The sequence below is a fragment of the Pseudonocardia endophytica genome (assembly GCF_004339565.1).
GTDB lineage: Bacteria > Actinomycetota > Actinomycetes > Mycobacteriales > Pseudonocardiaceae > Pseudonocardia > Pseudonocardia endophytica.
This window is the reverse complement of record NZ_SMFZ01000001.1, coordinates 1,693,564-1,718,069: the sequence shown is the minus strand read 5'-3', so window position 1 is coordinate 1,718,069 and position 24,506 is coordinate 1,693,564. Positions and strand designations below refer to the sequence as shown.

The 24,506-nt window shown below is 72.5% G+C and carries 24 protein-coding genes and 1 tRNA gene; 13 read left to right on the top strand and 12 right to left on the bottom strand.

Going from position 1 to position 24,506, the window contains the following annotated elements; genetic code table 11:
• Positions 1–33: 33 nt before the first annotated feature.
• From EV378_RS07645 to EV378_RS07635, 3 genes are all read right to left on the bottom strand, one after another.
• A complete protein-coding gene (locus tag EV378_RS07645) occupies positions 34–1,809 on the bottom strand; it encodes an ABC transporter ATP-binding protein (protein WP_132422147.1) in 1,776 nt (591 codons plus the stop codon).
• Positions 1,806–3,545, bottom strand: a complete 1,740-nt coding sequence (locus EV378_RS07640; RefSeq protein ID WP_165922184.1) for an ABC transporter ATP-binding protein — start codon at positions 3,543–3,545, stop codon at positions 1,806–1,808. Before EV378_RS07640 ends, EV378_RS07645 begins: the two co-directional genes overlap by 4 nt.
• A gap of 163 nt (positions 3,546–3,708) precedes the next feature.
• Positions 3,709–4,662 carry an ABC transporter substrate-binding protein gene (locus EV378_RS07635; RefSeq protein WP_165922183.1) on the bottom strand — a complete coding sequence of 318 codons (954 nt, stop codon included), beginning with the start codon at positions 4,660–4,662 and terminating at the stop codon, positions 3,709–3,711.
• A 97-nt stretch (positions 4,663–4,759) separates the two neighbouring features.
• On the opposite strand from EV378_RS07635, the gene EV378_RS07630 reads away from it, so the two are divergent.
• Positions 4,760–5,413 (top strand): TetR family transcriptional regulator, encoded by a 654-nt coding sequence (locus EV378_RS07630; protein ID WP_132422141.1) that lies wholly within the window; start codon positions 4,760–4,762, stop codon positions 5,411–5,413.
• Positions 5,414–5,825: 412 nt separating this feature from the next.
• Here EV378_RS07630 and EV378_RS07625 read toward each other — a convergent pair.
• A tRNA-Leu gene (locus tag EV378_RS07625) sits at positions 5,826–5,909 on the bottom strand.
• Positions 5,910–5,998: 89 nt separating this feature from the next.
• On the opposite strand from EV378_RS07625, the gene EV378_RS07620 reads away from it, so the two are divergent.
• The 5 genes from EV378_RS07620 to EV378_RS07600 all read left to right on the top strand — a co-directional run bounded on the left by EV378_RS07620 (position 5,999) and on the right by EV378_RS07600 (position 10,905).
• Positions 5,999–7,333: a M20/M25/M40 family metallo-hydrolase gene (locus EV378_RS07620; RefSeq protein WP_132422139.1), complete on the top strand. Its 1,335-nt coding sequence runs from the start codon at positions 5,999–6,001 to the stop codon at positions 7,331–7,333.
• A gap of 129 nt (positions 7,334–7,462) precedes the next feature.
• The gene (locus EV378_RS07615) at positions 7,463–8,233 is read left to right on the top strand and encodes an SDR family oxidoreductase (protein ID WP_132422137.1); all 771 of its coding nucleotides are present in this window, start codon (positions 7,463–7,465) and stop codon (positions 8,231–8,233) included.
• A gap of 3 nt (positions 8,234–8,236) precedes the next feature.
• Positions 8,237–9,262 carry a ketopantoate reductase family protein gene (locus EV378_RS07610; protein WP_132422135.1) on the top strand — a complete coding sequence of 342 codons (1,026 nt, stop codon included), beginning with the start codon at positions 8,237–8,239 and terminating at the stop codon, positions 9,260–9,262.
• A gap of 28 nt (positions 9,263–9,290) precedes the next feature.
• Positions 9,291–9,671, top strand: coding sequence for a VOC family protein (locus EV378_RS07605; protein ID WP_132422133.1), 381 nt, complete (start codon positions 9,291–9,293; stop codon positions 9,669–9,671).
• A 31-nt stretch (positions 9,672–9,702) separates the two neighbouring features.
• A complete protein-coding gene (locus EV378_RS07600; RefSeq protein ID WP_132422131.1) occupies positions 9,703–10,905 on the top strand; it encodes a saccharopine dehydrogenase family protein in 1,203 nt (400 codons plus the stop codon).
• Here the strand turns inward: EV378_RS07600 and EV378_RS07595 are convergent.
• Both EV378_RS07595 and EV378_RS07590 read right to left on the bottom strand, forming a co-directional pair.
• Complete coding sequence (locus EV378_RS07595; RefSeq protein WP_207908739.1) at positions 10,902–11,117, bottom strand: DUF5703 family protein; 216 nt, start codon at positions 11,115–11,117, stop codon at positions 10,902–10,904. The genes EV378_RS07600 and EV378_RS07595 overlap by 4 nt on opposite strands.
• A gap of 188 nt (positions 11,118–11,305) precedes the next feature.
• On the bottom strand, positions 11,306–12,241 hold the full coding sequence (locus tag EV378_RS07590) for an aldo/keto reductase (protein ID WP_132422129.1): 936 nt from the start codon (positions 12,239–12,241) through the stop codon (positions 11,306–11,308).
• A gap of 143 nt (positions 12,242–12,384) precedes the next feature.
• Between EV378_RS07590 and EV378_RS07585 the strand changes: the two genes are divergently transcribed.
• From EV378_RS07585 to EV378_RS07570, 4 genes are all read left to right on the top strand, one after another.
• Positions 12,385–13,206 carry an undecaprenyl-diphosphate phosphatase gene (locus EV378_RS07585; RefSeq protein WP_132422127.1) on the top strand — a complete coding sequence of 274 codons (822 nt, stop codon included), beginning with the start codon at positions 12,385–12,387 and terminating at the stop codon, positions 13,204–13,206.
• 22 nt (positions 13,207–13,228) lie between these two features.
• The gene (locus tag EV378_RS07580) at positions 13,229–13,954 is read left to right on the top strand and encodes a histidine phosphatase family protein (protein WP_132422125.1); all 726 of its coding nucleotides are present in this window, start codon (positions 13,229–13,231) and stop codon (positions 13,952–13,954) included.
• A gap of 69 nt (positions 13,955–14,023) precedes the next feature.
• Complete coding sequence (locus EV378_RS07575) at positions 14,024–14,605, top strand: DUF3090 domain-containing protein (protein ID WP_132422123.1); 582 nt, start codon at positions 14,024–14,026, stop codon at positions 14,603–14,605.
• The gene (locus EV378_RS07570) at positions 14,602–15,483 is read left to right on the top strand and encodes an SCO1664 family protein (protein ID WP_243653335.1); all 882 of its coding nucleotides are present in this window, start codon (positions 14,602–14,604) and stop codon (positions 15,481–15,483) included. The genes EV378_RS07575 and EV378_RS07570 overlap by 4 nt, the downstream gene beginning before the upstream one ends.
• Here the strand turns inward: EV378_RS07570 and EV378_RS36705 are convergent.
• Together EV378_RS36705 and EV378_RS07565 are read right to left on the bottom strand one after the other, a co-directional pair.
• Entirely contained in the window at positions 15,480–15,608 is a 129-nt protein-coding gene (locus EV378_RS36705; protein ID WP_279389599.1) for a hypothetical protein, read from the bottom strand. The genes EV378_RS07570 and EV378_RS36705 overlap by 4 nt on opposite strands.
• Complete coding sequence (locus EV378_RS07565) at positions 15,605–16,453, bottom strand: sulfite exporter TauE/SafE family protein (protein WP_243653334.1); 849 nt, start codon at positions 16,451–16,453, stop codon at positions 15,605–15,607. Before EV378_RS07565 ends, EV378_RS36705 begins: the two co-directional genes overlap by 4 nt.
• A gap of 335 nt (positions 16,454–16,788) precedes the next feature.
• Here EV378_RS07565 and EV378_RS07560 point away from each other — a divergent pair, with 335 nt between their 5' ends.
• The gene (locus EV378_RS07560) at positions 16,789–17,631 is read left to right on the top strand and encodes an alpha/beta fold hydrolase (protein ID WP_207908595.1); all 843 of its coding nucleotides are present in this window, start codon (positions 16,789–16,791) and stop codon (positions 17,629–17,631) included.
• Between the two features lie 348 nt (positions 17,632–17,979).
• Here EV378_RS07560 and EV378_RS07555 read toward each other — a convergent pair whose 3' ends face one another.
• Positions 17,980–18,729: a histidine phosphatase family protein gene (locus EV378_RS07555; protein WP_132422119.1), complete on the bottom strand. Its 750-nt coding sequence runs from the start codon at positions 18,727–18,729 to the stop codon at positions 17,980–17,982.
• A gap of 171 nt (positions 18,730–18,900) precedes the next feature.
• On the opposite strand from EV378_RS07555, the gene gndA reads away from it, so the two are divergent.
• Positions 18,901–20,337, top strand: a complete 1,437-nt coding sequence (gene gndA, locus EV378_RS07550) for an NADP-dependent phosphogluconate dehydrogenase (RefSeq protein ID WP_132422117.1) — start codon at positions 18,901–18,903, stop codon at positions 20,335–20,337.
• Between the two features lie 3 nt (positions 20,338–20,340).
• On the opposite strand, the gene EV378_RS07545 is transcribed toward gndA, so the two are convergent.
• Both EV378_RS07545 and EV378_RS07540 read right to left on the bottom strand, forming a co-directional pair.
• Positions 20,341–20,835: a carboxymuconolactone decarboxylase family protein gene (locus EV378_RS07545; RefSeq protein ID WP_132422115.1), complete on the bottom strand. Its 495-nt coding sequence runs from the start codon at positions 20,833–20,835 to the stop codon at positions 20,341–20,343.
• A gap of 60 nt (positions 20,836–20,895) precedes the next feature.
• Positions 20,896–22,599, bottom strand: coding sequence for an MFS transporter (locus tag EV378_RS07540; protein WP_132422113.1), 1,704 nt, complete (start codon positions 22,597–22,599; stop codon positions 20,896–20,898).
• A gap of 271 nt (positions 22,600–22,870) precedes the next feature.
• On the opposite strand from EV378_RS07540, the gene EV378_RS07530 reads away from it, so the two are divergent.
• Positions 22,871–23,365, top strand: a complete 495-nt coding sequence (locus EV378_RS07530) for a DUF2127 domain-containing protein (protein ID WP_132422111.1) — start codon at positions 22,871–22,873, stop codon at positions 23,363–23,365.
• A 7-nt stretch (positions 23,366–23,372) separates the two neighbouring features.
• Here the strand turns inward: EV378_RS07530 and EV378_RS07525 are convergent, their stop codons facing one another.
• A complete protein-coding gene (locus EV378_RS07525) occupies positions 23,373–24,488 on the bottom strand; it encodes a flavin-containing monooxygenase (protein ID WP_207908594.1) in 1,116 nt (371 codons plus the stop codon).
• Between the last annotated feature and the right edge of the window lie 18 nt (positions 24,489–24,506).

The window sequence follows — 24,506 nt, the reverse complement described above, 5'->3', positions numbered from 1 at the left end:
GGTGGTGGGGTGGTGCTGCTCGCTGGGGACCACTCAGCCGGAGGTGGTGATCCGCCAGCCGCTCGCCCGGTGGCGTTCGGACCAGAAGCGGGCGTAGCTCCCGTCGGTGTCGATCAGCTCGTCGTGGGTGCCGCGTTGCGCGATGCCGCCGTGGCCGTCGAGCACGAGGATCTGGTCGGAGTGCCGGATGGTGGTCAGCTTGTGCGCCACCACCAGCAGCGTCCGATCGGCGACGAGCGTCGCCAGCGCCTCCTGCACGAGCCGTTCGTTCGTCGGGTCGATCGCGGCCGTGGCCTCGTCGAGCAGCACGATCGGCGCGTCCTTGAGGATCGCCCTGGCGATCGAGATCCGCTGGCGCTCTCCACCGGAGAGCGAGGCGCCGCCCTCACCGACCCGGCTCGCGTACCCCTCGGGCATACGCCGCACGAACTCGTGGGCCTGCGCCGCTCTGGCCGCGGCCTCGACGCGTTCCGGGGTCGCGTCCGGCGAGCCAAACGCGATGTTGTCGTAGACCGAGCCCTGGAACAGGTAGACGTCCTGGAACACGACGCTGATCCGGTCGTGGAGCTGCTCGGTCGTCAGGTCGCGGACGTCGGCACCGCCGATCCGCACGGCGCCGTCGTCGACGTCCCAGAACCGGCCGACCAGGTTCAGCACGGTGCTCTTGCCCGCACCGGACGGCCCGACGAGCGCGGTCATCGAGCGCGCCGGCACGGTGAACGTCACGCCGTCGAGCACCGGGCGGCCCGGCCGGTAGCCGAACACGACGTCGTCGAAGGAGATGCTGTCGTCCGACGGCGTCGCGGGCGTCGCCGGCTGCGACTGCTCCGGCTCGCGCATCACGCGGTCGATCCGCGACAGCGAGGCGTCGGCCAGCCGCAGCGTCTCCATCACCTCGAGCAGCGCGAGCACCGGTGCGAACACGGTCAGGCTCAGCACCAGGAACAGGATCGCCGTCGGTACGTCGACCCGGCCACCGAGAAGCCAGTACGTCGCCGCGGTGATCACGATCGGGATGCCGGCCTGGACGACGGCGGCGAACACGAGCCCGCCCGGCAGCAGGCGGGCGACCATCCGGACGCTGATCTCGCGGAACTCGTCGAGCGCCCGGCGGAACGATTCCTGGCGCGACCCGGCCTGGTTGAACGCGCGGATCACCGCGACACCCTGCACGTACTCGATCATGCGGGAGGTCGCGTTCGCCTGGAGGTCCTGGCGCCGGACGCCGAGCTCGGTGAACCGGCGGTTCGACCAGGCCAGCACCGGCAGCGCGACCACGATGCTCACCAGCGTCGCGACGGCGAGCAGCGGGTCCACCGCGACCAGGACGGCGAACACCACGAGCGGCAGGCCGAGGGCCTGGGCCACGGTGGACAGCCCGTTGGACGCGAACCCCTCGACGGCCTGCATGTCGTTCGTGAACACGGCGCTCGTCTCGCCCTGCCGGCGTCCGATGTGGAAGCTCATCGGCAGCCGGCGCAGATGGTCGAGCGCGGCGAGCCGCATGTCGCTGACGAGCTGGTAGGCGGTCAGCCACGTGTCGCGCGCCGAGAGGTAGCCGAACAGCAGCTGCCCGGCGAACCCGAGCACGATGACGGCGACGAAGCCCCACGCGCTCGCGGTCGACAGCGTCCCGGTCCGCAGCTGGTCGATGACCAGGACGAGCACCGCGAACGGGATCCCGGCGCAGACGGACTGGAGGAACCGGAACCCGACCCCGCGGGCGAGCCGGGCCCGTCGCGGACCGGCCAGCGCCCACAGCCGCGCCACCGCGCCCGTCCGTGCGGGACGTTCCACGGCGGCGGTCACCGGGACCGCTCCCCGGCGTGCAGCACGATCGACTGCGCGCGGTCGTAGTCCTCCCACAGCCGGGCGTAGGCGCCGCCGCGGGCCACGAGCTCGTCGTGGCGCCCGGACTCGACCACCCGCCCGTCGTCGACGACGAGGATCCGCTCGGCGTGCACGACCGTGCTCAGCCGGTGCGCGATGACCAGCAACGTCTTGCCGCGCACCAGCTCCCCGACGGCCTCCTGGATGGCGGACTCGTTCTCCGGGTCGGCGAACGCGGTCGCCTCGTCGAGGATCACGACGGGGGAGTCCTTGAGTATCGCGCGGGCGATCGCGATCCGCTGCTTCTCGCCGCCGGACAGCGTCGAGCCCCGCTCGCCGACGGTCGTCGCATACCCGTCGGGCAGCGCCGAGACGAAGTCGTGGACGCGGGCGGCCCGCGCCGCGGCCTCGACGTCGGCGTCGGTCGCCGACGGCTTCCCGAGCCGGATGTTGTCCGCGATCGTGTCGTGGAACAGGAACGTGTCCTGGAAGACGAACGAGATCGTCTCCATCAGCTGGTCGACCCCGATCGCGCGCACGTCCACGCCGCCGAGGAGCACGGCGCCGTCGTCGACGTCGGCGAAGCGGGGGATCAGGCGCGCGATCGTCGTCTTGCCCGCGCCTGACGGGCCGACGAGCGCCGTGACCTGCCCGGTCCGCGCCGTGAACGACACGCCGTGCAGCACGTCGCGGCCGTCGTAGGCGAACCGGACGTCGCGCAGCTCGACGTCGTACCCGTCGAGCTCCACCCGCTCGCCGGTGTCCGGCAGCTCCGGCGCACCCAGGATCTGCCCGATCAGTGCGCCGCCGGACGTGTACTGCGCGAACTGGCTCGCCTGGTTGAACAGCGTCATCAGCGGCCGGCCGTACGCGGCGCCGACGAGGAAGAAGAACAGCAACGTGGTCAGGTCGATCCGCCCGGTGGCCTGCAGCCAGATCCCGACCGGCGCGATCACAGCCAGGCTGGAGACGATCACGGTGTAGAACGCGGACCCGAGCGGGACGAACTGCTTCGCGTAGTCCGTCTCGAGCCGCGCGTAGTCCTCGACCGCCTCGCGGGTCTCGGTGAACGACTCGCCGGTGCGGTCGAACACCTTCACCACCGGCATCCCGTTCACGTACTCGACGACCGAGCCGTTCATCCGGGCATCGGCCTTCTGGTATTCGGCCATCTGGCCCGAGACCCGACGCATGGCCGAGCTGAGGCAGGCGAACGCGATCGGCACGACGACGATCGAGGCCAGCGCCATCCGCCAGTCGAGCACGAACAGCCAGATCGTGACGCCGATCCAGACCGCGACCGAGCTGACGATGTCCGGGATGCCGTGGGCGAGGAACCCCTCGAGGCGTTCCGCGTCGTCGACCATGACCTTCTTGACCTCGCCGCTGCGCCGGTTCGAGAAGAACCCGAGCGGCAGCCGCGCGAGGTGCCGGGCCATCGCCACCCGCAGGTCGTACAGCAACCGGAACGCGGCGCGGTGCGACACCGCCGTGGACAGTCCGAACAGGACGAACCGCAGCACGATCGCGACGAGCGCGACGACCGCCCACACGTAGTAGCCGGACGCGCCCCCGCCGCCGGCGACGAGGTCGTCGACGAGCCGGTACACGACGTAGACCGGGAGGAGCTCGAGCACGGTGGCCCCGACGGCGAGCAGCACGGCCGCGATCAACGGTCCGCGCGCCCCCGCCGCGAAGCCGACGAGCGTGGCCATGCCGTCTCGCTGGGCCGCTTGTGCCGCAGCGGCTTCCGCCGCACCGCCGTCGGGCCGTTCCCCCCGGTCCGCGAGGTCAGGTGGTGCGACGTCGGTGGATGTCTCCGTCGAGCTCATGATGTCCCGCTTCCCCCACGATCATGAATGACGTACGACCGGCCGGTCAGGACGCGCCGCTGTACTGCCTCCACCGGGCGACCACGTCGGCGCCCGTCCCGACCGTCCCGTCGTTCAGGAGCACGGCCCGCATGTCGCGCAGCATCCAGTCCACGGCGAACGGGTTCGTGTTCGTCCACTGCTCGCCGTCGACGGTCGCCTTCGGACCGCGCAGCTGCCCGGCCGTCGGCAGACCGGTGATCTCCTTGTCCGACCACATCGAGCCGGTCAGGACCAGAATGTGGTCCGCGTCGTGCTCGGACAGGCGCTCCGGCGAGACGGCGATGCCGCCCTCGGTCATCGGCGCCCCGGGCGCTTGGGCCTTCGGCCGGGTCAGGCCGAGACCGGTGATCAGCTCGCCGGCGCTGGACTCGGACGGCAGCGCGAACGGGAAGCCGCTGATCGAGCCGAGCACCGAGACCGACTGCCCCGCGATGCCCCGCTCCTGCAGCTCGCGACGCGTGTCGTCGATCTTCGTCTGCAGGGTGGCGGTCCGCTGCTGCGCGACGTCCGCCTTGTTCACCGCTGCGCCGGCCACCGCCAGCTGCTTCGACCACGGGTCGCTGTACCCGGCGAGGACGGTCGGGGCCACCTGCGACAGCCGCGGGTAGGCCTCGATCGCGCCCGGCGTCGCCGACCCGACGATCAGGTCGGGGTTCAGCGCGGCGACCCGCTCCACCGGCGGCGCCGCGAAGTCGGCGGGCTCGACCGGCGTGCCGGCCTGCGTGAGGATCTCCTTGACGCCCACGCTGGAGAACGTGCCGAGCGCCTCGACCGGCTGCTTGCCCAGCTCGTAGAGCAACAGGCCTGCGTTCTCGTCGAGTGCGACGACGCGCTGGGCGTCGGCCGGGACCTCGGTGCGACCCGCGGCGTGGTCGACGGCGCCGCCCGCGGCGGGCGCGGGTGCGGTCCCCGCCGATCCACACCCCGTGAGCACCAGCAGACCGGCCAGGAGCACCACGATCGGCCGACCTCGCCGGACCGGCCCGAGCACGCCGACCGTGCGACGATCACTCGATGCGAGGAGCGGGGAACGCTGCATATAGGGCAGCCTAACCATGGATGACACCACAGTGCCATCCTTCCGTGGTGATTCGTCCGTTCCCGGCCGTGGCTGGGCCGACCGGATGGACGCGACGCGGGGCGCACTCGCCCGAGCGACCGTGCATCTGTTCCTCACCCGGGGGGTCGCGGCGACCACGGCCGACGACATCGCCGCCGCGGCCGGGGTGTCGCGCCGGACGTTCTTCCGCTACTTCGCGTCCAAGGAGGACGCGTTCACCGAGCCGCTGCTCCATCAGGCCGACGAGTTCGCGCCCCTGCTGCGCGACCGTCCCCGCCACGAGCCGCTGGTGGCCGGGCTGCGCGCCGTCGTCGAACGGATCGCCACGACCTACGCCTCCATGGATCAGGTCCTGCCGCTGTACCGTGCCGTCCGCGAGGATCCCGGCCTGGTCCCGTCGATCGCACTGTTCAACGCACGCCTCCGGGAGGTCATTGCCGCATGGGCGGCAGACCGGCTCGGCAGTGAGCCCGGCGATCTCGAACCCCAGCTGTTCGCCGAAACCGCTGTCGCCGTCCGCGAGACCGTGTTGCGGCTGTGGGCGAATGCGCCCGCCGGCACCGATGTCGGTGCGTTGACAGATGCGGCATTCGATCACTGGTCCTCAGGTTTTGCCGCTCTGGGCGGTAGTCACACCGGCAACTGCTGACCAGTGGGAAGGTGCCCCGGCCGACCATGACCTGGCGTCTGGTCGCGATACCTGCCGTGGAAGAGAGAACGATACGGGCGACGCATCGCCGCGCCGCGGCGCGGACACTGTGGACCCGGGCGACGAGCGATCGCCGCCCTATGGGACGTCGTCCGGGCCGTGGCTGCCCGGGGCGAAGGGTTCGATGACGAGGAGGAGCGCGCTCGCGAACCGCGTCGCGAGCACAATGCGCGCGGAACTCGCGCACCGGGCGAACACGGGCGTGGCGTCTTCCTTCCACATGACCTGAGGTCGACGCTGGTGACGGTCAATCGAGATCGGCCGGGACTGGACCCCCGTCGCCTGACCAGCGGGAACGAGCGGCGTTCCCATCATCGATGTGGACTGACCACAGGTCAGGGCATGATCAACGTGTCCGAGGGGGGACTTGAACCCCCACCCCCTACTCGGGGACTAGCACCTCAAGCTAGCGCGTCTGCCATTCCGCCACTCGGACCGAGCGACTCACCGGAGCCGCTGCGATGCAGAGCATAGCGGACGGTCACGGGCGGGCCGACGGCCCACCCCGGTGGTAGGAAGTCGGGCATGACCGGCACGAATCCCCAGGGCAGCCCGAGTTCCGCCGAGGCCGAGGTCGTCGAGCTCTGTTCCGAGCTGATCAGGATCGACACGTCGAACACGGCGGACCCCGAGACGCTGGCCGGCGAGGCGGAGGCCGCCGACTACGTGGCGGCGAAGCTGCGCGAGGTCGGGTACGAGGTCGAGGTCCTGGAGTCCGGGGCGCCGAAGCGGATGAACGTGATCGCCCGCCTGGAGGGGGCCGACCGGGAGCGGGGCGCGCTGCTCGTGCACGGCCACCTGGACGTCGTGCCCGCCGATCCGGGCGAGTGGTCGGTGCATCCGTTCTCCGGGGCGGTGCAGGACGGCTACGTGTGGGGCCGCGGCGCCGTCGACATGAAGGACATGGACGCGATGATGCTGGCCGTCGCCCGACGGTTCAGGCGTGAGGGGATCGTGCCGCCGCGGGACATCGTGTGGGCGTTCGTCGCCGACGAGGAGGCCGGCGGCAAGTTCGGTGCGCAGTGGCTCGTCGCGAACCGGCCGGACCTGTTCGAGGGGTGCACCGAGGCGGTCGGGGAGGTCGGCGGGTTCTCGCTGACCTACGCCGACGACCGTCGCGTCTACCTGGTCGAGTCGGCCGAGAAGTCGATGGCGTGGATGCGGCTGCGGGCGCGCGGCAAGCCGGGCCACGGCTCGTTCCTGCACGACGACAACGCCGTGACCACGCTGTCCGAGGCCGTCGGTCGTCTGGGCAACCACACGTTCCCGATCGTGCTGACCGACACCGTGCGCGCGTTCGTCGAGCGCATGCGGGAGCTGACCGGGCAGGAGCTCCCCGAGGAGGACCTGGAGGGCGCGATGGCCAAGCTCGGCCCGATCGCCCGGATGGTCGGTGCCACCGTCCGGGACACCGCGAACCCGACCATGCTGTCGGCCGGCTACAAGTCGAACGTCATCCCGTCGACCGCGGAGGCCGTGATCGACTGCCGGATCCTGCCCGGGCGTCGCGACGCGTTCCTGGCCGAGGTCGACGAGCTGATCGGCCCGGACGTCGAGCGCGAGTGGATCACCGACCTGCCGTCGGTGGAGACGCCGTTCGACGGCGCGCTGACCGAGGCCATGCACGCCGCCCTGCGCACCGAGGACCCGACGGCGGAGATCACCCCGTACATGCTCTCCGGCGGCACGGACGCCAAGTCCTTCGCCAAGCTCGGCATGGACTGCTACGGGTTCGCGCCTTTGCGCCTGCCCCCGGACCTGGACTTCGCCAGCCTGTTCCACGGCATCGACGAGCGTGTGCCCGTCGACGCCCTGACGTTCGGCACCCGGGTCCTGGACCGCTTCCTGCGAACAGCGTGAGCAGGAACATCGACAGAGCCTCCGCTCCGCGTGATCACCTGGCACCCATGGCTGTCGATCGGGCCGGCGGCAGCCCTGAGTGTCAGGTGATCATGGTCGCGGCGGGCCCACGAGTGGCAGGGTGACGGCATGGATCTCTCGGGCAAGGTCGCTCTCGTCACCGGCGGCGCGTCGGGCATCGGTGCGGCGACGGTCGGACGGCTGGTGGCGGCCGGTGCGCAGGTCGCCGTCGCGGACCGGGACGCCGACGGCGCCACGGCGATCGCGGAGCCGTCCGGCGGTCTGGCGCTGCCCGGCGACGTGACGGACCCGGAGGCCATGCCGGCCGCCGTCGCGAAGACGGAGGAGCGCTTCGGGCGCCTGGACGTCGTGTTCCTCAACGCCGGGATGACCAGCGGGCAGTCCGGGGTCGAGGACCTCGACGTCGCGGGCTACCGCCGGATCATGGGCGTGAACCTGGACCACGTCGTGTTCGGTCTGACCGCCGCCGTGCCGGCGCTGCGACGGGCCGGGGGCGGCGACATCGTCGCGACGTCGTCGCTGGCCGGGATCGTGCCGATGCCCGGCGACGCGCTGTACACGGCGACGAAGCACGCCGTCGTCGGCTACGTGCGGTCGTCCGCCCCGGTGCTCGAGCCGGACGGCATCCGCGTCAACGCCGTCTGCCCCGGCTTCGCGGACACCCCGCTGATCGCGCGCGCCAAGGACCGGTTCGCCGACTTCCCGCTGCTCACCGCGGACGACGTCGCCGCCGCCGTCGAACAGATCCTGGAGGGTCAGGGGACGGGGGAGTGCTGGTTCGTGCAGCCCGGCCGTGAGCCCGCGCCGTACGGCTTCCGCGGCGTACCCGGTCCGAAGGGGAGCCCCCGGCCGCCGAAGGTCGACTGGTCGGACCACTGAGCCGTGACCCGCTACGTCGTCGTCGGCGCCGGTGCGGTGGGCAGCGCGCTCGGCGGCCTGCTGGCGCAGCAGGGCGTCGACGTCCTGCTCGTCGCCCGCGGCGAGCACGCCCGCGCCATGGCGGCCGGCGGTGTCACGCTGCGCTGCCCGGACACGACGGTCACGGTGCCGGTCCCGGTCGTGACCGCGGCCGAGGACGCCTACCTGACCGTCGACGACGTCCTGGTGCTGACGACGAAGACCCAGGACGCCGAGGCCGCCGTGACCGGGTGGGCCGACGTGCCGGTGCACGGGCCCGACGGCACGGTCGGCCGCGTCGCGGACCTGCTGCCGATGCTCGTCGCGTTGAACGGCGTGACCGGTGAGGAGATCGCGCTGCGCTACGTCGAGCGCGTGTACGGCCTGTGCGTCTGGTTCCCGACGGTCATGGTGGAGCCCGGTGAGGTGATCGTCCGGGGCACGCCGCGGCGCGGGGTCTTCCACGTCGGCCGCTTCGGCGCGTCCACCGATCCGTCCGCCGACACCGCCCTGTTCGACGGACTGGTCCGCGACTGGGAACCGGCCGGCTGCCTGGTCCGGTGCCCGGACGCGGTCATGGAGTGGAAGTACCGCAAGCTGCTCGCGAACCTGGGCAACGTCCTGGAGGCGCTGCTCGGCGACGCGTCCGGCGCGAAGGACGTGCGCCGGGCCGCGCAGGCGGAGGCACGGGCCGTGTTCGACGCGGCCGGCATCGCGGTCGTCGGCGACGAGGAGTCCCGCGCGGGATGGCAGCCGGACGGCCTGTCGTTCGAGTCGGTCCCCGGCGAGCCGCCCGGCTTGGGCAGTTCGAGCTGGCAGTCGCTGGCCCGGGGCACCGGCACGATCGAGACGGACTTCCTGAACGGCGAGGTCGTGCGGATCGGGCGCCGGGTCGGGGTCCCGGCGCCGGTCAACGCCCGGCTGACCGGGCTCGCCCGGCGTGCGGCGCGCGAGGGGATGGAGCCGGGCGCGTTCGACGTCGACGAGCTCCGCGCGAGGGTCTTGACCTGAAGCCGACTTCACCCCGCATCCTCGTTGCATGGCTGAGCTGAACCACACCATCGTCGCGTCCCTCGACAAGAAGCTCGGGGCCACGTTCCTGACCGGCCTGCTCGACCTGCCGGACCCGACGCCGTTCGGGCCGTTCCTCGTCGTTCGGACCGGCAACGGCGTGTCCCTGGACTACGCCGACGACCCGGGCACGACCGGCGGGCAGCACTACGCGTTCCTGCTCACCGACGACGAGTTCGACGCGGCGTTCGCCCGCCTGCGCGAGCAGGGCGTCGCCTACGGCCCGAGCCCGTGGGACCGCACCAGCGGCGAGACGAACACGAACGACGGCGGCCGCGGCGTCTACTTCGACGACCCGAGCGGGCACGTCATGGAGTTCCTGACCGTGCCCTACGGCGGCTGGAGCTGATCGCCCGGACCGTTCCTGACATGCTCCGCGGATGAGCGAACACGATGTGGTCGTCTTCGGAGCGACGGGGTTCGTCGGGGCGCTGACGGCGGAGTACCTGGCCGGAGCCGCTCCCGCGGACGCTCGCATCGCGCTGGCCGGACGGTCGCGCGACAAGCTCGAGCGGGTGCGGGCCGGGCTCCCGGCCGCCGCCCGCGAGTGGCCGCTGATCACAGCGGACTCGTCCGACCCGGCGTCCGTCGCGGCGATGGCGGGGTCCACGACGGTCGTCCTGACGACCGTCGGGCCCTACGCGCGGTACGGCATGCCGCTGGTCGAGGCGTGCGCCCGCGCCGGCACGCACTACTGCGACCTCACCGGCGAGGTGCTGTTCGTCCGCGACGCCATCGACCGGACCGACGCCATCGCCAGGGAGTCGGGCGCGCGGATCGTGCACTCCTGCGGATTCGACTCGATCCCGTCCGACCTCGGCATGCTGCTGCTGCACGACGCGGCGGGCGCCGATCTCGCGCACGCCCGTGCCGTCGCGACGATCCGCGGCGGGATCAGCGGCGGCACGCTCGCGTCGCTGCTCGGCCAGCTGGAGGCCGTGTCCGGGGACCGGGACGCGCGCCGGACCGCGTCGCGCCCGCACTCGCTGAGCCCGGACGCCGCCGCCGAACCGGCGCGGGACCAGCCGGGCGACGCCGCGCCGCCCCACCGTGAGCCGGACGGTTCCTGGACCGCGCCGTTCGTGATGGCGCCGTACAACACCCGGGTCGTGCGGCGCAGCAACGCGCTGCAGGACTGGGCGTACGGCCGCGGCCTGCGCTACGAGGAGCGGATGGCGGCCGGGCGCGGGATCGCCGGAGCGGCGACCGCCGCAGGGGTGACCGGCGTGCTGGGCGCGGTCGTCGGCGCCGGTTCGCTGGGCCCGACGCGCAGGCTGCTGGAGCGCGTGCTGCCGAAGCCGGGGACCGGCCCGAGCGAGAAGACCCGGCAGAACGGGTTCTTCCGGCTCCGGTTCACCGGCACGACGGTCGACGGCCGGACGGTCGGCGCGACGGTCGCGGGGCCGGGTGACCCGGGCTACGCGGCGACGGCTGTGATGCTCGGCGAGAGCGCGCTCTGCCTCGCCCTGGACACCGATCTCCCGGACCGTGCGGGATCGCTCACGCCCGCGACGGCGATGGGGCTGAGCCTGGTCACCCGCCTGCGGAAGGCGGGCCACACCTACGACGCCGGACAGCCCTAGAAGGTGGGCTCCGGCTGGAGCGGATGCTGACTGCGGCGGCGCCGCAGGACCACCTTCCGGACGCCGCCCGGGTAGAGGCGGAGGCGGGACAGTTCCCAGCCGGAGAACTCGGCCTGGATGGCCAGCCGCACCGCGGCGGTCACCCGGGAGATGTCCCCGTCGATGCGCACCGGGCGGTACTCGTACCGGTCGTCGGACCAGCCCTCGCCGATCCGGCTCCCGGCCCGGGGATTCCCCTCGGCCGCCTCCTCGGTACCGATCGCGTCCACTCTCACGCTCCTGGTCTCGCCTGTGGCGCCCGCGTGAACGGCGGGTGTCGGACCACCATAGGTCCGGCCGCGCGCCGACGGCCAGAGTTCTCGCCCCCGCCGGCTCCGCCCGCCCGACCGTCCCCGGGTGTTCAGACGGGTTCGGACACGTCGTCGAGCGCGGTCCGGATCTCGGCCGGGAGCACGACCTGCTCGGCCGCCGTCGACGCCCGCAGCTGGGCGGCGTCCCGGGCACCGACGACCGCCGACGCCACGCCGGGACGGTCCCGCACCCAGGCCAGCGCCACCGACAGCGGTGACGTGCCGAGCCCGTCCGCGGCCGTCAGCACGGACTGGACGATCCGCGCCGACCGCTCCGTCCGCCGGGCCTCCACGTACCCGGCCAGCAGCGACGACGCCGCGCGCGAGTCGGCGGGCGTGCCGTCGGTGTACTTGCCGGTGAGCACGCCGCGCCCGAGCGGGGCCCAGGCGAGCAGCCCGACGCCGTGGTGCTCGGCGGCGGGCAGCAGCTCGGCCTCGGGCCCGCGGGCCAGCAGCGAGTACTCCACCTGCGCGGACACCGGGCGCGCGACGTTGCCGGTCGCGGCCGACCGCTCCGCGACCGTGGCCAGCTGCCACCCGCGCGGCGCGACCAGCCCGGCGTAGCGGACCTTCCCGGAGTACACGGCGACCTGCACCGCGGACAGCGTCTCGTCCAGCGGCACCCGCGGGTCCCACGCCGGGAACTGCCACAGGTCGAGGTGGTCGACGCCGACGCGCCGCAGCGTGGCGTCCAGCCCGTCCAGCAGCGCCGCACGCGACGGGTGACTCCCGGGTGGTGGGGCGCCGCGCCCGGCCAGCACGACCTCGTCGCGCCGCACGATCGTCCGGAGCAACCCGCCGAGGATCTGCTGGGCCCTGCCGCCGCCGTAGTCGTCGGCCGTCTCGACGAGCGTGCCGCCGTCGTCGACGAACGTCCGGAGCTGCGCGCGGGCGGCCTCGACGTCGGTGTCCTCGCCCCAGGTCATCGTGCCCAGCCCGATCCGGGACACCTGGAGGCCGCTGGCGCCGACGGGTCTGCGTTGCACGGGTCCTCACCCTAGGCATCGGCCCCTCTCGGACGTGGTTTCGGCACGCCGGTACGGTCGTCGGCCGTGAGCGAGCTTGCGAGCTCACCATCAGACACAGCCGCGCCGCGAACGTGGCCGACGAGCGCCAGCGAGGAGGGCTCGTGAGCTGGTTCGAGGTGGTCGTCCTGGCCCTGTTGCAGGGCCTGACCGAGTTCCTCCCGATCTCGTCGTCCGCACACCTGCGGATCGCGTCCGGAGTGTTCTTCGGCAACGACCCGGGCGCGGCGTTCACCGCCGTGTCCCAGATCGGGACCGAGGCCGCGGTGATCATCTACTTCGCCCGCGACCTCTGGAACCTGTTCGTCACGTGGCTGCGCGGGTTCCGTGACCCCGAGGTCAGGGCCACCGACGAGTACCGGCTGGCCTGGCTGGTGATCATCGGTTCGGTGCCGATCGCGGTGCTCGGCGTGCTGTTCAAGGACAGCATCGAGGGCGCGGCGCGGAACCTGTGGCTGGTGGCGTCCACGTTGATCGTGTTCGGCCTCCTGCTCGGGCTCGCCGAGCGGTTCGGCAAGCAGGTCAAGCCGATGGGGAAGATCACCGTCCGGGACGGGATCATCCTCGGGTTCGCGCAGGCGATGGCGCTGGTCCCCGGCGTCTCCCGCTCCGGCGGCACGATCACGGCGGGCCTGTTCCTCGGTCTCACGCGGCCGGCGATCGTGCGGTACTCGTTCGTGCTGGCCATCCCGTCGGTGTTCGGTGCGGGCCTGTTCCAGCTCAAGGACATCGGGGCCGGCGACGGGCCGAGCGTCGTCCAGATGGTCGTCGCCGTGGTGATCGCGGGCGTGGTCGGCTACGCCGTGATCGCGTGGCTGCTGAAGTTCGTCCAGAACAACACGGTGTACGTGTTCGTGGCCTACCGGATCGCGCTCGGCGTGGCGCTGCTGGCCGCGCTGTCGATCGGCGCCGTGTCCGCCACGTGAGCCTGACGTAGGGTCGGCGGCCGTGACCACGCTGATCCTGCTGCGCCACGGGCGTTCGACGTCGAACACGGCCGGTGTGCTGGCCGGTCGCACGCCCGGCGTTCAGCTCGACGAGAAGGGCCGCGAGCAGGCCGAGAAGGTCGTCGAGCGGCTGGCGTCGCTGCCGCTGGCCGCGATCGTGACCTCGCCGATGGAACGGTGCCGCCAGACCGTCGCACCGCTGGCCGCGGCTCGTGGGCTGGAACCCGTCGTCGAGGAGGACCTGGCCGAGGTCGACTACGGCTCGTGGACCGGGTCGAAGATCTCCGACCTTGGCAAGGAGGACCTCTGGCGGGTGGTGCAGGCGCACCCGTCGGCCGCCGTGTTCCCCGACGGCGAGGGCCTGGCCGACATGCAGGCGCGCTCGGTCGCCGCGATCCGCAGGCACACGAAGCGGATCACCTCCGAGTTCGGCAAGGACGCGATCTGGGTGGCGTGCAGCCACGGCGACGTGATCAAGGCCGTGCTGGCCGACGCGCTGGCCTGCCATCTGGACAACTTCCAGCGGATCGTCGTCGACACCTGCTCGGTGAGCGTCGTGAACTACACCGAGCTGCGCCCGTTCGTCGCCCGGATGAACGAGCAGTCCGGTGACGTGGCGAGCCTCATCCCGCCCGAGCCGAAGCCGGAGGACGCCCAGGCCGACGGCGGGAGCGCCGACACTCCGAGCGAATCGGACGCGGTGGTCGGGGGCGCCACGAACGCGTGAGGTAGTGTGCCGGGCCGCACGCGGGTGCGAGGTGCCGCCCGAACGGCGGTGCCTTACCCTGGTGTGGTCATGTCACGCGTCATCCACGTCTTCCGTCAGCCCGACCGCTTCGTGGCCGGGACCGTCGGCGAGCCCGGCGACCGCTCGTTCTACCTGCAGGCGGAGGAGAGCTCCCGGACGATCAGCGTGCTCCTGGAGAAACAGCAGGTCTCCGTGCTGGCCGAACGCATCACCGCGCTGCTCGGCGAGGTCGGCAAGCGGTTCGGCGAGGAGACGGAGCCCGCGACCGTCGAGGCGACGGCGTCCGACTCGGACCCGCTCTCGGTGCCGCTCGAGGAGGAGTTCCGGGTCGGCACCATGGGCCTGGGCTGGGACGCGGACTCGAGCTCGATCGTCGTCGAACTGCTCGCGGTGACCGAGGAGGAGGTCGACGAGTCGGTCGTGCTCGACGACACCGAGGAGGGCCCGGACGCGCTCCGGGTGTTCCTGTCCCCGTCCGCGGCCAAGGCGTTCGCCGACCGCGCGGAGAGGGTCGTCTCGGCCGGCCGCCCGCCGTGCCCGCTGTGTGCTGAGCCGCTCGACCCGGAGGGCCACGTCTGCGTGCGCCTGAACGGCTACCACGAGCGCAACCCCGTGGCCGAGGCGGAGTGACCACGAGCGGCGTTCCCGATCTGCGCGACCCGGCGGTGCACGAGGTTCTCGCGCGCGGCCGGATCGAGATCACCGGGCGGCTCGTCGACGCGTCGAACGCGACGCTGTTCGGCACCGTCAGCGCCGACGGCGTGGACCTGCGCTGCGTGTACAAGCCGGTGCGCGGGGAGCGCCCCCTGTGGGACTTCCCGGACGGCACGCTCGCCGGCCGGGAGGTCGGCAGCTACCTGGTCTCGGAGGCAGCCGGACTGCACGTCGTGCCGCCGACGCTGCTGCGCGAGGGGCCGTTCGGGCCCGGGATGGTGCAGGCGTGGGTGTCCTCGGGGGACGAGAGCGCGCTGTCCGACCCGGAGCACGACGACCTGGACGGCGAGATCGACGAGACGATCACGATCGCGGCGGCGTCGCTGGTGGAGCTGTGCGAGCCGGGTGAGGTGCCGGACGGGTGGCTGCCCGTGCTGCGGGCCCGCGACGGGGCGGGCGACCCGGTCGTGCTCGTGCACTCGAACCATCCGCAGCTGCAGGCGATGGCGCTGTTCGACGTCGTCGTCAACAACGCCGACCGCAAAGGCGGGCACGTGCTCGTCGGCGGCGACGAGCACGTGTACGGCGTGGACCACGGCCTGACGCTGCACACCGAGCACAAGCTGCGCACCGTCCTGTGGGGATGGACCGGCGACGAGATCGGCGACGCGCTGCTGGAACCGCTGCGTGCGTTGCGGCGCAAGCTCTCCGGTGAGCTCGCCGAGACGCTCAACGAGCACGTCACCCGCCGCGAGGTGGCCGCGCTGCGGTCCCGTGTGGACGGTCTGCTGAACCAGCGGACGTTCCCGGAGCCGTCCGGTTACGGGCCCGCGATCCCCTGGCCGGCCTTCTAGACCCGGCCGGCCTTCTCGATCGCCCGCGGGTAGTGCTCGCCGAGCGTGCGGACGTGGTCGGCCGGCTCCGGCGGGCCCACGACCCGGACGTCCGTCCCGAGCACGCCGACGTCAGCGCCCGTCACGGATGACGGCCGCGGCGGCGCGCCAGCTGCCAGATCTCCCGCACGGCCATGGCCAGCGCGAACGTCCCGAACACGACCCCGAGCACGACGGCGTCGAGCGCCAGCCCGAGCGCCGCCCCGGCGACCACGCCAGGGGCGGCGGTCAGGCCGAGCAGCCATCCCCACCACGACGACGCGGTGCCCTGACGCAGGTGCACCCACGACCCGACGATCGAGTTCGGGATGAACATCAGCAACGACGTCCCGGCCGCGACGTGCAGCTCCACCCCGAACAGCAACACCAGGGCCGGTACCGCGATCAGCCCGCCGCCCAGCCCCATCGCGCCGGACCACGCCCCGATGACCACGCCGACGACGACCGTCGCCGGGACGACGAACCGCAGGTCGGCCAGCCAGTCCGCGGGGAGCACGGCGTGCGTCAGCAGCGGGAGGCCGACGGCGTCGACGGCGAACTTCGCCGCGGTGAGCACCAGGATCGCGATCAGCAGGACGCGCAGCAGCGTCTCCGACGCCCGGGCCAGCAGCCGGGGCCCGATCCATCCGCCGAGGATCCCGCCCGCCGTCATCCCGAGCCCGACGCGCAGGTCCAGCGCCCCGCCGCCGACCGCGTAGGCGATGGCGCCGCTCACACAGACGCCGATGTTCGCGATCGTCGACGTGCCGTGGATCCGCGCCCGCGACATCGACGTGAACCGGTCGAGGGCCGGGACGAACAGCACCCCGCTCCCGCCGCCGATCAGTCCACCGACCACACCGCCGGTGACCCCGATCGCCGCGACCGTGCCGCGCCGGCCCGCCCTCTCGTCGGTGGGGTCCTGCGCGGCGGTTCGAGGTCGACGGAGCACGGATCCGATTCTGGATGCCGTCCGGCGGATCCGCGGCGTGGGGCGGTCCCGGGACGGCCCCACGCTCGGCCGATCCGGACGCGAACCCGCACCGCCGCACCGCCGCACCGCCGCACCGCCGCACCGCCGCACCGCCGCACCGCCGCACCGCCGCACCGCCGCACCGCCGCACCGCCGCACCGCCGCACCGCCGCACCGCCGCACCGCCGCACCGCGTGTCGCACCCCGTGTCGGCGTGCCGCACCCGTCGCAGCAGGTGCGACACGCCGGGGCGGGGTGCGTGGGGCGGTGCGAGCGCGTGCCGATCGACTGCGCCGCGGGCTACGGTGCGGACCGTGGAGCCGTCGCGTGTGGAGCTGCCCGGGATCACGTTGTCCGTCACCGACACCGGAGGTACCGGGCAGGCGGTGGTGTTGCTGCACGGATGGCCGGACCGGGCGTCGTTGTGGGAGCACCAGATCGAGGCGCTGGCCGCGGACGGGTACCGGGTCGTCGCGCCGGACCTGCGCGGGTTCGGTGACTCGGACCGGCCCGGTGACGTCGAGAAGTACCGGATGCAGACGCTGGCCGGGGACGTGCTCGGGCTGGCCGACGCGCTCGGGATCGACGAGTTCGCGCTCGCCGGGCACGACTGGGGCTCCGCCCTCGGGTGGGCCGTCACGATGTTCAGCCCGCGGGTGACGCGGTACGCGGCGTTCTCGGTCGGGCACCCCGGGGCGTTCGCGACCGCTCCGCTGGAGCAGAAGGCTCGCTCCTGGTACATGCTCTGGTTCCAGTTCCCGGGCGTCGCCGAGTCCGTGATGCCCGACGACGACTGGGCGTTGCTGCGCTCCTGGCTGCACGCCGGCTCCGCCCCGGACGACCCGCTCCTGGCCCGGCACATCGCGGACCTGTCCCGCCCCGGCGCGCTGACCGCGTCGCTGAACTGGTACCGGGCGAACATCGACCCGGCCACGTTCGTCGGTCGCAAGGCCCCGCAGCTGCCCCGGATCACCTGTCCGGTGCTCGGCGTGTGGAGCAGCGGGGACGCGGCGCTGACCGAGGAGCAGATGACGATCTCGGCGGAGTGGGTCGACGGGCCGTTCCGCTACGAACGCGTCGACGACGTGGGGCACTGGATCCCGGCGCACGCCCCGGAGCGCACGACGGAGCTGCTGCGCGGGTTCCTCGCCGAGTAGTAGTCGGGAACCTCGTACGACCTTTCCGCGCGACGGGCCGGAGCCCCGTCCGGACGCGACGGACCAGGCCGGACCACGGCCGGACCACGCCGGACCACGGCCGGACCAGGACCGGAGCGGCCGCACCAGGACCGGGGCGGCCGCACCAGGACCGGGGCGGCCGCACCAGGACCGGAGCGACCGGATGCGAGGCGCAGCGGAAGCGGAGCCGGCCGGCCCGGTTCGGCGACGCTGCTGGCCGGCGACGTCGCGGCGTGCGGACCGGCTGGGCCGCCGGGACCGTCGAGATGCGGCTGAGCGGGCCGCGGAGATCGACATTTCCCGCTGGACCGCATCTCGGCGGGGACGTCAGCGCCCGAACGTGTCCAGGAACGACCGGTCGAACCACGGCGGGAGCACCGGAGGGCCGGAGTAGCCGATCGTCTCGCCGCGGTAGGTGACCTCGGCCGAGGCGTCCGGTGCGACGCGCACGTGGATCTCCTCGAGGTTCTCCGGCTCGCCGGGGTCGCGGCCGAGAACCGTGTTGAGCATCGCCCGCATCGGCGCCGAGTGCGTGGCGACGACGGCGGTCAGTGTCCCGGATTCCGGTGCGAGCGCCGTGATCCCGGCCCACACGCGGTGCACGGACAGGGCGGGGGGCTCCAGGAACAGCGTCGGCGTCCGCACCCAGAACTCGATCGGCCCGCCGGCCGCGGAGATCGCACCGTGGTCGGTGTCGAAGCGGTCGAACTCGCGCGCCCAGTCCGGCCTCTCGTCCGCGGGAAGGGCCAGGCGCCGGGCCATCGAGACGTTCATGTCGTCGACGACACCGTCCACACTGGCCCGGAGGTTGTCGAACGACGGCTCCGGGTACAGCGCGCCGAGATCGAGATCGGCGGCCGCGGACAGCTCGCGGTGCAGGACGACGGCCGTCGCGGTCGCCCGCTTGCTCCGCGCGTGCGGCATCACCACCCGGGTACCGGGCGCCAGCGAGGCGGCCAGCTCCTTCCCGCGGTCGATCGCCTGCTGCTCACCCCGCTCGGTCAGTCCCAGATCGTTCTCGTACCCGACGGTCTCGCCGTGCCGGACGAGCACGACGTCGTAACCCGAGTGCGCCACGATGCCCACGCTACGGAGGAGGCGGCCCGGGCGCGGGATGCCGTCCCGCACTGCGGAACGGACGCGGAACCGACTGTGACGGACGACGAACGACGATCGCCGCGCACGACCGGCCCGTGCGCTGACAGGATGGGCGCCGGACATGCGGCGCGACGGCAGGAAGGACGTCTGATGGCGGAGAAGAGCCGGATCGGGGTCACCGGACTCGCGGTGATGGGAGCGAACCTGGCCCGGAACATGGCACGGCGCGGGTTCCCGGTCGCCGTGCACAACCGCACGACGTCGAAGACCCAGGAATTCATGAAGGACTTCGGCGACGAGGGACCGTTCACCGGCTCCGAGTCGCTGCAGGAGTTCGTGGACGCGCTCGAGACGCCGCGCACGATCGTCGTCATGGTGAAGGCGGGCCCGCCGGTGGACGCCGTGATCGACGAGCTGGCACCGCTGCTCGACAAGGGCGACATCATCATCGACGCCGGCAACTCGCACTTCCCGGACACCGACCGTCGTGCCGCGTACTGCCAGGAGCGCGGCCTGCGCTTCATGGGCGTCGGCGTGTCCGGCGGCGAGGAGGGCGCGCTGCTCGGGCCGAGCATCATGCCCGGCGGCGACCCCGAGGCCTACGCCGAGGTGGAGGAGATCCTGACGGCGATCGCCGCCGTCGTCGACGACACCCCGTGCTGCACGCACGTCGGTCCCGGGGGAGCCGGGCACTACGTGAAGATGGTGCACAATGGCATCGAGTACGCCGACATCCAGCTGATCGCCGAGGCCTATGACCTGCTCACGCACGTCGCGGGCCTGTCGGCGCCGGAGATCGGGAAGATCTTCGAGCAGTGGAACACCGGCGACCTCGAGTCGTTCCTGATCGAGATCACCGGCAAGGTACTGGCGAAGACCGACGAGAAGACCGGCGCGCCGCTCGTCGACGTGATCGTGGACCAGGCCGAGCAGAAGGGCACCGGCCGCTGGACGGCGATCGACGCGCTCGACCTGGGCGTGCCGCTGACCGGCATCACCGAGGCCGTGTTCGCCCGTACCCTCTCCTCGTTGCGCGACGAGCGCAGGGCCGCGTCGACGACGCTCGCCGGACCGACACCGGGCTCCGGCTCGAACCGGGACGACCTCGTCGAGGACATCCGGCAGGCGCTGTACGCGTCCAAGGTGGTCGCCTACGCGCAGGGCTTCGCACAGATGCGCGCCGCGTCGCAGCAGAACGACTGGAACCTCGACCTGGGCGCGATGGCGACGATCTGGCGCGGCGGCTGCATCATCCGGGCCCAGTTCCTGAACCGGATCCGCGACGCCTACGCCGAGCACCCGGACCTGGACAACCTGCTGATGGTTCCGTACTTCACCCAGGCCGTCGCGGACGCGCAGGACGCGTGGCGGCGGGTGGTGGCGACGGCGACGGCGCAGGGTGTCGCGATCCCGGCGTTCTCGTCGAGCCTGAGCTACTACGACGGCTACCGGCGCGAGCGTGGCCCGGCGAACCTGATCCAGGGGCTACGCGACTTCTTCGGCGCGCACACCTACCGGCGCACCGACTCCGACGGCACGTTCCACACCCGCTGGGCACAGGACGGTTCGGAGGTCTCGACGGGCTGACGGTCACCCACGCCGGGCGACCATCCGCTGGTAGGCCGCGGCCTCCTCCGGTGGTGCCTCCTCCAGGCCCATCACGGCGCCGAACATCTGTCCGGCCACGCCGACGAAGCAGACGAACGCGACCAGCTCGAGGATCTCCTCCTCGTCGAACTCCTCGCGCAGCACGTCGAACTGCGCGTCCGAGATGCCGGCCGGGTCCTGCGCGACGAACTGGGCGAACCCGACGGCCAGCGACTCGCGCCGGTCCGCGTCGCTGCTCTCGCGCGGGGGAGCGCCTGCGTCCAGCGACGCGCAGTACGCGCAGCCGACCTGACCGGCGGTCGCGCGGCGGACGGCTTCCTTCAACGAGCCCGGCAGCCGCCCGTGGAACCGGATCGCCGCGTCCAGCGAGCCGAACGCCTGCGCGATGTCCGGCCGCCTGCCGAGCACCCTGGCGAGAACCGAGTTCGTGACCGGGTTGCCGTCGGGGTCCGCGGGGACCGGCGTGATCCGGGGCATCGCTGTACCTCCTGCTCGGTGGTGCCCTGCCTGTCAAACGGTCGTTTGACGGGCAAGGGGTCAGACGCGGCTGAGGCTCACCTCGGTGCGGGCGGCGGAGTCGTCGTGCTGGTACTTCCCGCCGCGCAGGGCGCTCGCGACGGCCGCGACCAGGCACGCCGCGGCGGCGAACCCGAGCGCGAACGTCAGGCCGTCGGCGAACGGCCCGGAGATCAGCTGCGGGAAGAACTCGCGGCCGGTGAGGAACGCCGCCTTCGCCGGGTCCAGGCCGGCGAGCACCTGGGGGCCGAGCAGCGTCGCGATCGGGTTGTATCCGAGCAGCGCGGCGAACAGCGTCCCGACCGGCGGGAGGTCGGCGATCCGCTGAGCGGCGGCGGCCGGCACACCCTGCGCGGTGAGCCCGTCGAACAGCGTCGTCGGTAGGGACGTGGACAGGCCCAGGATCAGCATCGAGAAGAACACGCCGATCGAGAGCACGGTGGCGGCGTTCTGGAACGTCGACGTCATGCCGGAGCCGGCGCCGCGCTGGTGGGCGGGGAGCGAGTTCATGATCGCGGCCCGGTTCGGCGAGCTGAACAGGCCCATGGCCAGTCCGTTCACGGCCAGCAGCGCCGCGAACGCGCGGTAGTCGAAGTCCACCGGCAGCAGCAGGAGCAGCAGGAACGTCGCGGCCGCGACGAGCATGCCGAGCGTCGCGAATGCCCGTGCGCCGTAGCGGTCGGACAGGATGCCGGAGACCGGTCCGGCGACCAGGAACCCGATCGTCAGCGGGACCATGTAGATCCCGGCCCACAGCGGCGTCGACTCGAACGCGTAGCCGTGCTCAGGCAGCCAGATCCCCTGCAGCCAGATGATCAGGATGAACTGCAGCCCGCCGCGGCCGAGCGCGGCGAGCAGGCTGGCCAGGTTGCCCGCGGTGAACGCGCGGATCGAGAACAGCGAGATGTGGAACATCGGCTCCGGCACCCGGCGCTCGATCCAGGTGAACAGCCCGAGCACCACGACGCCGCCGACGATCAGCGTCAGCACCAGCGGGCTGGTCCAGGCCATCGTGTGGCCGGCGTAGGGCTGGATGCCGTACGTGATCCCCAGCAGCACGGCGATCAGCCCGACGCCGAACGTCAGGTTGCCCCACCAGTCGATCCGCGCGGCCCGTCGCACGCCGGTGTCGCGCAGCTTCAGGTAGGCCCAGACCGTCCCGAACACGCCGACCGGGACCGACACGAGGAACACCAGGTGCCAGTTCACCGGCGCCAGCACCCCGCCGATGATCAGGCCGAGGAACGAGCCCGCGATGGCCGCGACCTGGTTGATGCCGAGCGCCAGGCCACGCCGGTCGGCCGGGAACGCGTCGGTGAGGATCGCCGTCGAGTTGGCCAGCAGCAGCGCGCCGCCGACGCCCTGCAGCACCCGCATCGCGATCAGCCAGAGCGCGCCGGCGTCGCCCTTCATCCACGTCACGGCCAGCAGGACCGAGAACACCGTGAACACGGCGAAGCCCAGATTGTACATCCGGGTCCGGCCGAACATGTCGCCGAGCCGCCCGAAGCTGACCACCAGCACGGCCGTGACCACGAGGTAGCCCATGATCAGCCAGAGCAGGTAGTCGATGTTGTCCGGCGCCAGCGGATCGATCCCGATGCCGCGGAAGATGTCCGGCAGCGCGATCAGCAGGATCGACATGTTGATCGTCACGATCAGCACGCCGAGCGTCGTGTTGGACAGCGCGATCCAGCGGTAGCGGTCCCCGGATTTATTGAGCATCGCTAAGAACCATACGCCGCGCGGGCGGTCTCCACGAGGTCGTCCCCGGGTGCCCCGACCGTCGTCATGGCCCGGCGTCGCCCGACACGGGGAACGTGACGGCCGACGGGTCGCAGCCGTGGCTCTCCGGGCGGTACAACAACGAGGTGTACGTGCTGTCCCCGGGCGACGGGCACCTGATCAGGCGGATCCCCGTCGGGGACGGTCCGCACGGTCCGTGCGTCCGGCCGCAGCCGGGCCGCTGCTCGCCCGGCCACACCGGGATCACCCGATGAGCGACCGGCCGGTCGCCGGGAGGACGGTGGACCGGCTGTTCCGGATCGCACTGGTGATCAAGGGCATCGACGGCGCGCTGGAGCTGATCGGTGCCGTGCTGGTGCTGGCCGTGTCCGGCGACCTGGTCGGCCGTGTGGTGTCGGAGATCCTGGCCAGGGACCTGATCGGCCCGCCGGACGGCACGCTGGCCCGCCACCTGGTCGCCGGCACGGCCGAGTTCGCGTCGGGCAACCGGACGTTCGCCGTCGTCTACCTCGGTCTGCACGGGGTGCTGAAGCTCGCACTCGTCGTCGCGCTGCTGAAGAAATGGGAACGGGTGTACCCGCTGGCCGTCGTCGTGCTCGGCGTGTTCGTCGGGTACGAGATCTACCGGGCGTTCCACACCGGGTCGATCCTGCTGCCGTTCCTCGCCGCGCTCGACGTCGCGATCATCGTGCTGGTCGTGCGCGAGTACCTGGTGCTGCGACGGGAGCGGCTCGCCGAGGCGTGAGCGCAGCTCAGGCGGCCACGCGGTCCTCGGCGGCGAGCAGGTCCACGACCGCCTTCGCGGCGGCGCGACCCGCCCGGTTCGCGCCGATCGTGCTCGCCGACGGCCCGTAGCCGACGAGATGCACGCGCGGGTCCGCGACGGCGCGGGTGCCGTCGAGCCGGATCCCGCCCGACGGGCTCGTCAGGTGCAGGGGCGACAGGTGGCCGACGGCCGGGCGCCACCCGGTCGCCCAGAGGATCACGTCGGCGTCCTCGGCGGTGCCGTCGGCCCACACCACGCCGTCCGGCGTGATCCGCTCGAACATCGGGCGCCGGTCCAGCACGCCGGACCGGATGCCCCCGACGACGGCCGGCGTCCGCGCCAGCCCGGTCACGCTCACCACGCTGCGCGGCGGCAGTCCCCGGCGCACCCGTTCCTCGACCCGAGCGACGGCCGCACGTCCGCGCGCAGCGCTGAGACTCGTTCCGCGTCCGCTGCTCTCGCTGTCGAACGGCCCGTCGAACCATTCCGGTTCGCGACGGGTGACCCAGCGCGTGGACGCGGCGAACGGCGCGATCTCGAGCAGCAGCTGCACGGCCGTCGAGCCGCCGCCGACCACGACGATCCGCCTGCCCGCCATCTCCTGCGGCCCGCGGTACCCGACGGCGTGCAGCATCCGCCCGCGGAACGTCGCCGCACCGGGGTAGGACGGGACGAACGGTCGCGTCCAGGTACCGGTCGCATTGATCAGCGCGCGGGTCGTCCACGTGCCGGCGTCGGTCTCGACGCGCATGTCCGGCGCATCGTCGCGCACGGCGGAGATGTGCACGGGCCGTACGACCCGCAGGTCGAACGTGCGCTCGTAGTCGGCGAAGTACTCGGGCACGACCTCGTTCGCCGGCCGGGTGAGGTCGTCCGGGGCGAACGGGAGCCCAGGCAGGTCCGAGATCCGGTGCGTGTCGTCCACCCGCAGCGTCGGCCACCGGTGCCGCCACGCCCCGCCCGGACCGTGCTCGCCGTCCAGGACGACGAAGCCGCCGGACCCACCGCCGGGCTCCAGCCCGCCCCGTCGCAGCCCGTACGCGGCCGAGAGCCCGGCCTGCCCGGCTCCGATCACCACCACGTCCGCGTCCACACCCGCCACAACGCCGCCCGGGGCCGC

Bases quoted from the DNA above. Each gene is read 5' to 3' on its own strand.
- EV378_RS07640 (WP_165922184.1), bottom strand. From the start codon at position 3,545: ATGGCCACGCTCGTCGGCTTCGCGGCGGGGGCGCGCGGACCGTTGATC.
- EV378_RS07630 (WP_132422141.1), top strand. From the start codon at position 4,760: ATGGATGACACCACAGTGCCATCCTTCCGTGGTGATTCGTCCGTTCCC.
- EV378_RS07620 (WP_132422139.1), top strand. From the start codon at position 5,999: ATGACCGGCACGAATCCCCAGGGCAGCCCGAGTTCCGCCGAGGCCGAG.
- EV378_RS07615 (WP_132422137.1), top strand. From the start codon at position 7,463: ATGGATCTCTCGGGCAAGGTCGCTCTCGTCACCGGCGGCGCGTCGGGC.
- EV378_RS07605 (WP_132422133.1), top strand. From the start codon at position 9,291: ATGGCTGAGCTGAACCACACCATCGTCGCGTCCCTCGACAAGAAGCTC.
- EV378_RS07600 (WP_132422131.1), top strand. From the start codon at position 9,703: ATGAGCGAACACGATGTGGTCGTCTTCGGAGCGACGGGGTTCGTCGGG.
- EV378_RS07575 (WP_132422123.1), top strand. From the start codon at position 14,024: ATGTCACGCGTCATCCACGTCTTCCGTCAGCCCGACCGCTTCGTGGCC.
- gndA (WP_132422117.1), top strand. From the start codon at position 18,901: ATGGCGGAGAAGAGCCGGATCGGGGTCACCGGACTCGCGGTGATGGGA.
- EV378_RS07545 (WP_132422115.1), bottom strand. From the start codon at position 20,835: ATGCCCCGGATCACGCCGGTCCCCGCGGACCCCGACGGCAACCCGGTC.
- EV378_RS07540 (WP_132422113.1), bottom strand. From the start codon at position 22,599: ATGCTCAATAAATCCGGGGACCGCTACCGCTGGATCGCGCTGTCCAAC.
- EV378_RS07530 (WP_132422111.1), top strand. From the start codon at position 22,871: ATGAGCGACCGGCCGGTCGCCGGGAGGACGGTGGACCGGCTGTTCCGG.